Raw genomic sequence first — 651 nt, 5'->3', positions numbered from 1 at the left:
ATATTTGACGAATGTTTCCAGGAAAGCCGCTCCCTGCAACTGACCCTTGACCAACAGATAGTCGTTGCGGACCAGCCAGTCGTTGTACTGGTCGGAGACGACGTCGGCCCGCTCGTAGGGATCCATCCGCAGGTTGAAGAGCTTCGGAATACGCCAAGTGACGAGCGGGTTCTGCCAGACGGCGAAGCCGCCGGGAAGCTGCTGTTCCTTGAAGACGACCTTCCAGTCGTCGAAGCGGGTCGCGACCAGCTCGCCGTCGTCGTCGAAGTAGTAGAAGTCGTGACGCGCGCTCTTGTCGGTCTTGCCTGTCAGGTAGTCGAGCTGGTTGTAGCCGTCGAGATGGTTGCGGAAGCTGACGGCGCTTCCCTCAGGCTTCCAGCCGCTCAGCAGCCGGCTTTTGATATCGGGATCGCCCGCCGCCGCAAGCAGCGTCGGCAACCAGTCTAGGCCGGACATCATGCCGTTCGAGACCTGCCCAGGCTGGATGTGGCCCGGCCATTTGATCATGGCGGGAACGCGGAACGCGCCCTCCCAGTTGGTGTCCTTCTCGCTCCGGAAGGGGGTCGTCGCGGCATCGGGCCATGACCACTGGTTCGGACCGTTGTCCGTCGTATAGACGACGATCGTGTTGTCGGCGATCCCCAGCTCGTC

At 61.9% G+C, this 651-nt stretch carries 1 protein-coding gene; it reads right to left on the bottom strand.

Annotated elements, in window-relative coordinates:
- On the bottom strand, positions 1 to 651 hold a 651-nt coding region (locus BN1800_RS39645), incomplete at both ends, for a sulfatase-like hydrolase/transferase (RefSeq protein ID WP_179214039.1).

This window comes from Rhizobium sullae (assembly GCF_900169785.1).
Taxonomy (GTDB): Bacteria; Pseudomonadota; Alphaproteobacteria; order Rhizobiales; family Rhizobiaceae; genus Rhizobium; species Rhizobium sullae.
Note: the sequence above shows the minus strand (reverse complement) of the source record. Positions and strands in the feature narration are given on the sequence as shown.